Annotated in this window: 8 protein-coding genes and 1 pseudogene; 7 read left to right on the forward strand and 2 right to left on the reverse strand. The window is 72.4% G+C overall.

Annotated features, from left to right (window positions below; genetic code table 11):
- Positions 1–39 precede the first annotated feature (39 nt).
- From ACFWP3_RS29625 to ACFWP3_RS29650, 6 genes and pseudogenes are all read left to right on the forward strand, one after another.
- Complete coding sequence (locus ACFWP3_RS29625; RefSeq protein WP_384227012.1) at positions 40–1305, forward strand: NAD(P)/FAD-dependent oxidoreductase; 1266 nt, start codon at positions 40–42, stop codon at positions 1303–1305.
- Positions 1302–2102, forward strand: coding sequence for a DUF1365 domain-containing protein (locus ACFWP3_RS29630; protein WP_384227015.1), 801 nt, complete (start codon positions 1302–1304; stop codon positions 2100–2102). The genes ACFWP3_RS29625 and ACFWP3_RS29630 overlap by 4 nt, the downstream gene beginning before the upstream one ends.
- Positions 2099–3409, forward strand: a complete 1311-nt coding sequence (locus ACFWP3_RS29635) for a class I SAM-dependent methyltransferase (protein ID WP_384227017.1) — start codon at positions 2099–2101, stop codon at positions 3407–3409. Before ACFWP3_RS29630 ends, ACFWP3_RS29635 begins: the two co-directional genes overlap by 4 nt.
- Entirely contained in the window at positions 3409–4125 is a 717-nt protein-coding gene (locus ACFWP3_RS29640) for a class I SAM-dependent methyltransferase (RefSeq protein ID WP_384227020.1), read from the forward strand. The genes ACFWP3_RS29635 and ACFWP3_RS29640 overlap by 1 nt, the downstream gene beginning before the upstream one ends.
- Complete coding sequence (locus ACFWP3_RS29645) at positions 4122–4964, forward strand: DUF1295 domain-containing protein (protein ID WP_384227023.1); 843 nt, start codon at positions 4122–4124, stop codon at positions 4962–4964. The genes ACFWP3_RS29640 and ACFWP3_RS29645 overlap by 4 nt, the downstream gene beginning before the upstream one ends.
- Before the next feature lie 250 nt (positions 4965–5214).
- Positions 5215–5616: pseudogene (locus ACFWP3_RS29650) on the forward strand (alpha/beta fold hydrolase); the annotation flags it as partial.
- Here ACFWP3_RS29650 and ACFWP3_RS29655 read toward each other — a convergent pair.
- Positions 5605–6693, reverse strand: a complete 1089-nt coding sequence (locus ACFWP3_RS29655) for a MerR family transcriptional regulator (RefSeq protein ID WP_384227026.1) — start codon at positions 6691–6693, stop codon at positions 5605–5607. The pseudogene ACFWP3_RS29650 and the gene ACFWP3_RS29655 sit on opposite strands and share 12 nt — an antisense overlap.
- 141 nt (positions 6694–6834) lie before the next feature.
- On the opposite strand from ACFWP3_RS29655, the gene ACFWP3_RS29660 reads away from it, so the two are divergent.
- Positions 6835–7266 (forward strand): SRPBCC family protein, encoded by a 432-nt coding sequence (locus tag ACFWP3_RS29660; RefSeq protein ID WP_384227028.1) that lies wholly within the window; start codon positions 6835–6837, stop codon positions 7264–7266.
- Between the two features lie 2 nt (positions 7267–7268).
- On the opposite strand, the gene ACFWP3_RS29665 is transcribed toward ACFWP3_RS29660, so the two are convergent.
- Entirely contained in the window at positions 7269–8165 is an 897-nt protein-coding gene (locus tag ACFWP3_RS29665; protein WP_384227036.1) for an oxygenase MpaB family protein, read from the reverse strand.
- Positions 8166–8912 lie beyond the last annotated feature (747 nt).

Genomic DNA, 8912 nt, shown 5'->3' on the forward strand with positions numbered 1-8912 from the left:
TCGGGAAGTCCGTTCCCCGGGCCCCAACCACCAGAGGGGGTGGACGGGTTGGACCGACCGAGCATCGCGGTGGTCGGGGCAGGAGTGTCCGGACTGACAGCCGCGTACATACTGTCCCGCACCCACGACGTGGTCCTCTACGAGGCGGACGACCGCCTCGGCGGCCACGCGCACACACAGGAGCTGCCAACTGCCGGTGGCAGGACGCTCAGCGTCGACACGGGCTTCATCGTCCACAACGAGCGCACCTACCCGACCCTCCTGCGCCTCTTCCGCGAACTGGGCGTGAGCACGCAGGACTCCGAGATGAGCATGTCCGTCCGCTGCGACGGCTGCGGCCTGGAGTACGCCGGCGCCCGCGGCCCGCGCGGACTCCTGGGCGGCGGGAACCTGCTCCGCGGCCGCCACCTGCTGATGCTCGCCGACGTCCCCAGGTTTCACCGCGCCGCCCGCCGGCTGCTGGCCGCCGACGACACCACGCGCACCCTGGGCGACTTCCTGCACCGCAACCGCTTCTCGCCGTACTTCGTCAGCCACTTCGCCATCCCCCTGGTCGCGGCCGTCTGGTCCTGCGCGGCGGAGACCGCCCTCCAGTACCCGGCCTCCTACCTCTTCCGCTTCCTCGACCATCACGGACTGCTGTCCGTCACCGGATCCCCGCAGTGGAAGACCGTCACCGGAGGGTCCGCCGCCTACGTCGAACGGGCCGCCAAGACCCTCGCCGCCGTCCGGACGTCGACACCCGTCCGCAAGGTCGTACGGGGAGCCGGCTCCGTGCGCCTGTTCACCGAGGACGGCGAGTCGCCCGAACACGCCGCCGTCGTCATCGCGGTCCATCCCGACCAGGCCCTGCGCCTTCTGGCCGATCCCACGGAGCAGGAGCGCCGCCTCCTCGGTGCCTTCACCTACTCCCGCAATCCGACGGTGCTGCACCGGGACACCACGTTCCTGCCCCGCGGCGGGCACGCCCGGGCGGCATGGAACTACTGGCTGCCCTCCTGTACGGCCCGCCCCGAATCCGTACAGGTCAGCTACGACATGAACCGGCTGCAGCGCCTGCCGGGCGGCGAGCCGCACATCGTCACCCTGAACCCCGGCGACCGGCTCGACGAGGCCACCGTCCTGGCCCGGATGACCTACGAACACCCGGTCTACACGCCCGAGTCGGTGGCGGCGCAGCGCCTGCTGCCCACCCTGAACGACCGCGTCACCGCCTACGCGGGCGCCTACCACGGGTGGGGATTCCACGAGGACGGCTGCCGCTCGGGCGCCGAGGCGGCCCGATCACTGGGGGTGGGCTGGTGACAACCGCACCCGCCCGCGCGGCCAAACCGACCCCGCCCGCAACGGCGCCCCGCCTGCCCGCTCTGTACGCGAGCGAGGTGAGGCACGTCCGGGTCACGCCGGTCCGGTACGTCCTGCGGCACCGAACGTACCTGTGGCTGATCGACGTGGACCACCCTCCGGTCCTGCCCCGCGTCCTGCGGCCGTTCGCCCGCTTCGACGCCCGGGACCACTTCGCGGGCGACGCGCCGACCGTGCGGGCCGGCCTCGACGCCTACCTCGCCGCCCAAGGCGTCGACAACGCCGACGGGTGCGTTCTCATGCTCGCCCACGCACGCGTGCTGGGACACGTCTTCAACCCGCTGACCCTGTACTGGTGCCACGACAGGTCCGGCCACCTGGTCTGCGTCGTCGCCGAAGTGCACAACACCTACGGCGAACGCCACAGCTACCTCGTGCGCCCCGACGGCCAAGGCCGGGACGAGGTCCCCAAGAACTTCCACGTCTCGCCGTTCTTCGGCGTCGAGGGCCACTACCGGATGAGGCTGCCGCTGCCCGGCGACCGCCTCGACCTCGCCATCCAGCTCTGCCACGGCGACGGTTCAAGGCCACTGACCGCCACCGTCCGCGGCACCCACCGCCCCGCCGGAACCCGAACCCTGCTCGCCGCCGTCCTGCGCAACCCGTGGTCCACCGCCGGGGTGTCGCTCGGCATCCGCCGGCACGGCATCCGCCTCTACCTCAAGGGCCTGCCCGTCACCCCCCGGCCCACCGGTGCCACCTGCCCCGCCCATCCCGTCCAGGGAGACGCGCTGTGACTCTTACCCTCCCTCCCGTGCCGCACGGCGAGACCTGCGCCGGCCGGCAGTCGGTGGACGCCACGCTCTGGCCGGACATCGCCCGCCTGCCCCGGACCTCCGCCCTGCGCACCGCCATGGCCCGCCGGATCCTGGAACGGGCCTTCGCCCGGATGCCGTTGCGCGTACGGACCGACGCCGGCGGGGGACTCGTACCCGAACAGGCCCGGGACGCGACCGGCAGCCTGCCGACGCTGATCCTGCACGACCCCGAGGGCTTCTACCGGCGGATCGGCGCCAACGGCCTGATCGGCTTCGGCGAGTCCTACATGGCGGGCGAATGGGACAGCCATGACCTGGTCGCCACCCTGACCGTCATCGCGCGCCACGTCGACGACCTCGTACCCCGGGCGCTGCGCCGCCTGCGCGGCGCATGGGTCCGCCGCAGGCCCAGCTCCGACCTGAACACCATCGACGGGGCCCGCGAGAACATCCAACGCCACTACGACCTGTCCAACGACCTCTTCGCCACCTTCCTCGACCCCACCCTCACCTACTCGTCGGCCGTGTTCGCCTCCTTCCCGGCCACGAGCGCGCACCTGCCCGCGGCTCAACACCGCAAGATCGACCGGCTCCTCGACCTGGCCGGGACACGACCGGGCAGCAGCCTCCTGGAGATCGGCACCGGCTGGGGAGAACTGGCCATCCGGGCCGCCACGCGCGGCGCCCGCGTCCGTACGATCACCCTCTCGCACGAGCAGCGCGAGCTCGCACTGAGGCGCATCGCGGACGCCGGGGTCGCCGACCGGGTCACCGTCGAGTTGTGCGACTACCGCCGCGTCCAAGGCAGGTACGACGCCGTCGTGAGCGTCGAGATGATCGAAGCCGTGGGCGCCGAGTACTGGCCCGCCTACTTCGACGCCCTGCGCCGCCTGCTGGCCCCCGGAGGCCGCGCCGCGCTCCAGGCCATCACCATGCCGCACCAGCAGATGCTGAACACCGCCCGCACCCACACCTGGATCAGCAAGTACGTCTTCCCCGGCGGCCTCATTCCGTCCCGGGAGGCCATCGCCCGGGAAAGCGGGGACGCCGGACTGCGCATCGTCCACGACACCGGCTACGGCGACCACTACGCGGAAACCCTGCGGCTGTGGCGGGAGCGGTTCCTCCAGCAGTCCGCCGCGGTGGCCGCCCTCGGCTTCGACCACGCCTTCCGCCGGATGTGGGAGTTCTACCTCGCCTACTCCGAGGCCGGCTTCCGGTCCCACTACCTCGACGTACGCCAGCTCGTCCTCACCGGCGCCGAGCACCCCGGCCGGGAGGTCTGATGAGCGTGTCGGCCACCGCGACCAGGCCCCGGACGAAGGCCTGGGACGGCAGCGAAGCCGGACCCCGCGACGCCCCGGTCATCGTCGTCCGGAGCCCCCGCGCCCTGCGCTGGCTCCTGTGGCAGCCCGGCGAGCTCGGCCTCGCCGAGGCGTACATCGCCGGGGAGATCGACACCGAGGACGACCTCGCCACAAGCCTGGGACACGTGTGGCGGAACCTGACCGGACGCACGCCCGCCCGGCCCCATGCCGCCGATCTCGCCCGCGCCGCCAGGACCGCCGTGCGGCTGCGCGCGCTCGGCCCCTGCCCCGCCCGGCCGGCAGCCCCCCGGGCCCGGCTGCGCGGCCGCATGCACACTACGGTCCGGGACCGCGCTGCCATCAGCCACCACTACGACCTGTCGAACACCTTCTACGAACTCCTGCTCGACACCTCGATGGCCTACTCCTGCGCCTACTGGAAACGCCCCGACGACCCCGCCTACACCCTCGCCGCCTGGAGCCTGACGCTGGAAGAGCGACGGAAGGAGTTCGTCACCCTGGTCGGCGAACCCACCACCCGCGTCTGGCGCCTCTACCTCGCCGGCAGCCGCCTCGCCCTCGCCCAGAACCGCATGGGCGTCGACCAGATCCTCGCCGTGCGGCCAGACGGCCACGGTGAGGCGGCGATGCCCGGCACCCCGGCGCACTGGTACACGAAAGGGCCCCTCGCGTGACCGCCGTCGACACCGGAGCCTTGGTCACCGTCCTCGCCGCCTCGGCGGGCACGGCGCTCGCTGTCATGCTGCTGACCTTCGCCGTCGCCACGGTCAAGGGCGTGCACAGGATCGTCGACGTCGCCTGGGGCCTGGCCTTCGCAGCCGTCGCCGTCGTCGCCTGGTTCCTCTCCGCGGGATACGGCGACCCGGCACGGCGGACCGCGGTGGCCCTCGCCACCCTCGTGTGGGGCCTCCGCCTCGCGGTACACATCGCACGGCGCGGACGCGGACACGGGGAGGACCCGCGCTACGCCCGCATGCTCGCCCGGGCACCGGGCAACCCGGCCTGGTACGCCCTGCGCACCGTCTACCTCCTCCAGGGCGCCCTCGTCTGGCTGGTCTCCCTCCCCGTCCAGGCCGCAGTCCTCCTGCCGCAGCCCCTGGAGGCCACAGCGGTGCTCGGGCTCACGCTGTGGGCCGCCGGCCTGTTCTTCGAAGGTCTGGGGGACCACCAGCTCGCCCGGTTCAAAGCCGATCCCGCGAACAAGGGACGCATCATGGACCGCGGACTGTGGGCATGGAACAGGCACCCCAACTACTTCGGCGACTTCCTCGTCTGGTGGGGCCTCTACCTCACGGCCTGCGCCACCTGGCAGACCGCGGCCGCAACCGTCATCTCCCCGCTCCTCATGAGCGCGCTGCTCATCAAGGGCAGCGGCAAACGCCTGCTCGAGGCCCACATGGCCGACCGCCCGGGATACGCCGACTACCAGGCGCGCACCAGCGGATTCTTCCCACGCCCACCACGCACGCCCCGCCCACCCCGCCCGCCGCGACCCGAGGGCGGACGACGTTGAAGACGAGAACGTTCACCCGGCACACCGGCACCCTGCCGGGCAGGCTCGCCGTCCGGTACTCGCCGCCGGACCCCCGCGCCGCGGTGGTGCTGCTGCACGGCGGCCGAGCCGACGGCCTGGGCCCGCCGCCGCTGCTCAATCTGCCCGCCCTGCGCATGCGCGCCTTCACCACCGCCGTCATGCGCGCCCTGGGGGGCAGTCGGTTCTCGTCGCCGAACTCCGCTACCGGCACCGCGGCTGGAACGGCGCCAGGGCCGATGCCGCCCAGGACGCCCTCGACGCCCTCGCGTGGATCCGCGAAAGCCACGGCGACATCCCGGTCGTCCTCGTCGGTCACTCCATGGGCGGCCGCGCCGCTCTGCGGGCCGCCGCGCATCCGTCCGTACGAGGCGTGATCGCCCTCGCCCCCTGGTGTCCGCCCGGTGAACCGGTCGACCACCTGGCCGGACGGCAGCTGTACCTGCTGCACGACGAGAGGGACCGGATCACCTCCGCCCGGCAGTCGTGGGACTTCGTCCACCGGGCGCTCGCCGCAGGCGCCCTCGCACGGGGGATCCCCATGCCGACGGGCCGCCACAGCATGCTGCGCGGCGGAGGCTTGTGGGAGCAGCGCACAGCCCGGACGGTCGCCGAGATGCTTTCACCACCGTGACGGCATGGCGTCGATCGTGTCCGGCAGCGGCTCGCCGGCTTCCGCTTCCGGCGCCGCGTCCCGCTCGGTGTAGAGCGCGGCGATGGCATCCAGCGCCTCCCGCAGACCGCGAGGACGCGTCATGCCCGCGACAGCGTCCCGCACGGACCAGCCGGGGCCCGCGAGGAAGACCAAGGGCGTGGTCCGGGCCCCCTTGAGGCCGAACTCCGTCGACGCCACGTGCCGGGCCAGCGCGCTGTCCGCCGTCGAGTGGGACTGCGACCACAACACGACAGCGGACGGACCTGACCGCAGCACGGCCGCCCGAAGGGCCTCGGCGGGCACGGCCGCGCCGAACATACGGGCCGGCAGACCCCGTTCGGCCAGTCCGGCCGCCAGCGCCTCCAACGGCAGCGTGTGCTGCTCCCCGGGAAGACAGGCCAGCAGAACCGGCGCCACGTGAGCCGGGACCAGGGGCCCGCCGACCGCCGCTCGCCGCAGCGCCGTCGACACGTGCCAGGCCAGCAGATGCTCCACCTCGACGTACCGGTCATCGGAGGATTCCCACTTGCGGCCCGCGGCATGGAGCGTCGGCGCCATCACCTCCTCCCACGCGGTCACGAGGCCATGAGCCTCCACCAGGTTCTCCAACAGCGCCTCCATGGCCGGGCTGTCGAGCCGCACCGCGGCACGCGCCAGCCCGCGGCACTCCTGCCGCACCTCACCGAGGGGCAGCCCGTTGCGCGAACCGGGCTGACGGGTCTGGCCGCGGGCATCCGGCGGCGCGACGGCTTCCCGCAGCAGGAGAGAAGGGGTCTCCACGCGGACAGCCGAATCCGAATCCGAATCGGAATCCGGCTGGCGGCGCATGGCCACCGCCGCCCGGGCGGCCTCGGCGGGCGGTATGCCGGACGAAGTGAGCCGGCACATTTCTTCCAACATCGCGACATCGCCCGGCATCCACCGCCGGTGCCTGCCGCCTTCGCGCACCGCCGGGCCGATTCCGTACCGCTGCTCCCAGGAACGCACGGTGGTCGGCGAAACGCCCAGGCGCCGCGCCACAGCGCCCGTCGATACACCGAGGGCTGCTTCGGACATACCGCCCATTCTACGATGCGAAAACGATGCGAGTCGGGGCGCCGGCGAGCTGGTGAAAGTGCCGACGGTGCATCCACGCAGGGGCAGCCGCCGGAATACGTGCTGACGAGGAGGTCCGTTCCATCCGCTGAGGAGGAAAAGGTGATTCAGGTAGTGCGCACCATGCTCATTTCCCGCTCGCTGGACGACACCGTGGCGTATCTCGCGGACTTCGCGCACACGCAGGAGTGGGACCCGGCGACGGTCTCCTGCGTCCGTCTCGACCAGGGGCCCGTACGGCCGGGTTCCCTCTGGCGCAACGTCTCACGCTTCCGCGGGCGCACCACGGAACTGTCGTACCGGCTCGACGTCCAAGAGAGTGACCGTCTCGTGTTCATCGGAGAGAACAGCAGCGCCGTCATCACCGACGACCTTCGCCTCACGCCGGTATCCGAGGGTTCGACCCGGCTGGTCTATGCCGCGGCCTTCCGCTTCAAGGGCCTGGCCCGGCTGGCCGCTCCGTTCCTCCGCAAGGACATCGACCGCCTCGCGGACGATGTAGCCGCTGCCCTGCCCCGTGTCACGGCCCGCTGAGGTCAGTCGGGCGGGTTCACGGCCTGTGCCGTAGGCGGCGGAAGCGGAGGCGTCGCCCACCGGATGGCGGCAATCACCGCACGGCCGCCGAGCCGGGCCAGCGGCAGCGAGAGGCGCGTGGTGAGGGGCAGGACGAGCTGGGCTCTGGCCCATCGGGGGAGCAGATCCACTGCGGCGGCCACCAGGAGGGCGTACGGAATACGGGCGGCCGCGGGCAGTGGGGGGTGGGACAGCAGATAGTCGGTGGTCTCGCGTGCTTCCGGTGTGGGTCGGAGCTCGGGACGGTATGCGGCAATCCGCGCCGTCAGCTCGCCGAGGGTCTCGGGCGGCTCCGCGGCTCCCAGCCGGCGTGCGACCTGAGCCATATCGGCCACGTACCCGTCTTGTCCGGGCCGGTCCAGCGGCTGACGCCCGTAGCGCTGGTAGGCCTTGAGGAAGCACTCCGTCTCCGCGATGTGCACCCAGGTGAGCAGATGGGGGTCGGACGCGCGGTAGGGCACGCCCGAAGCGGTGCGTCCCTTGACCCGTTCGTGCACGCGTCTCACCTGGAGCACGGCCTGCTCGGCGTCCTGGGCCGTCCCGAAGGTCGTGACGGCCAGGAAGGTGCTGGTGCGCTGGAGCCGGCCCCACGGGTCGCCCCTGAATCCGGAGTGGGCCCAGACCGCGGCCATGGCGACCGGGTGCAGCGACTGCAGCAGCAGCGCCGCGAGCCCGCCGACGTACATCGAGGCATCGGCGTGCACGATCCGTATCGGACGTCCGGGCCCGTACCAGCGCGGCCCCGGAGCACCGTGGATGCGAGCACGCCGCTGCCGTCCCGAGGGGCCCGCAATGCGGAGAAACAGTTCATCTCCCGCCCGGGCCCGGAGGGCGGAGAGGAACCGGGGCGGCCAGTGCATGGGCCAAGCATCGCTCGCGGCCACCTGCTCGTGCCTGCTCACCAACCGGCGATCCGGACGGCGAAGAAGGCGGCCACCAGCACGGCCCCGATGACGATCGTCGACGAGTGCCACGACCTTGGGGGCGGGTTCTGCGCCCCTTTGCAGGGGCGGCGGCGTGCCCACGACGGCGCGGGAAGCGAAGCCGGTGTGCAGGTGCGGGAGGCGGGCGTCGACCACGGCGACGCGCCTGCGGCGCAGCTCGCGCGCCAGGACGCCGAGCCAGCATGCCAAGGCGGACTTCGATGCCGCGTAGTCCGCGGTCCCGGTGAGCGGGGTGGTGACGATCGCCCCCGTCACGGCGGCGAGGAACCCGCCCGTGTGTGCTGCCAGGCCTGCAAGGCGTTCCGCGTCGCGGCCCGTCAGCGCGACGCGGGCGCCGCGGCGGAGAAGCTCCTGTACGGCGATCCGGCCCACTTCGCCCGTGGCGCCCACCACCAGTACGCCTGCTGTGGTCGCCGGCATGGCGTCTCAGCGCTCCGGTAGCGGGTTCGGCCCGGTGGTTCGGCGCCGGTACGGGTCTCGCAGGCGCATGGACCCTCCCAGAGGATTCGCATCGTCCTGTCCCGAGAAGCCCAGCATGACCAGTACGGGCGGGTGAGGAAACTCGCAGTGTTTCTGCATCGAATTCGGGGCGGGTCCAGTGGCCGTGGGGGGGGGGGGGGCGCGATTGGGGCCCCCCGCCCCCCCCCCGCCCGGGGCCCGGGG

The organism is Streptomyces sp. NPDC058525 (assembly GCF_042719495.1).
Classification (GTDB): Bacteria; Actinomycetota; Actinomycetes; order Streptomycetales; family Streptomycetaceae; genus Streptomyces.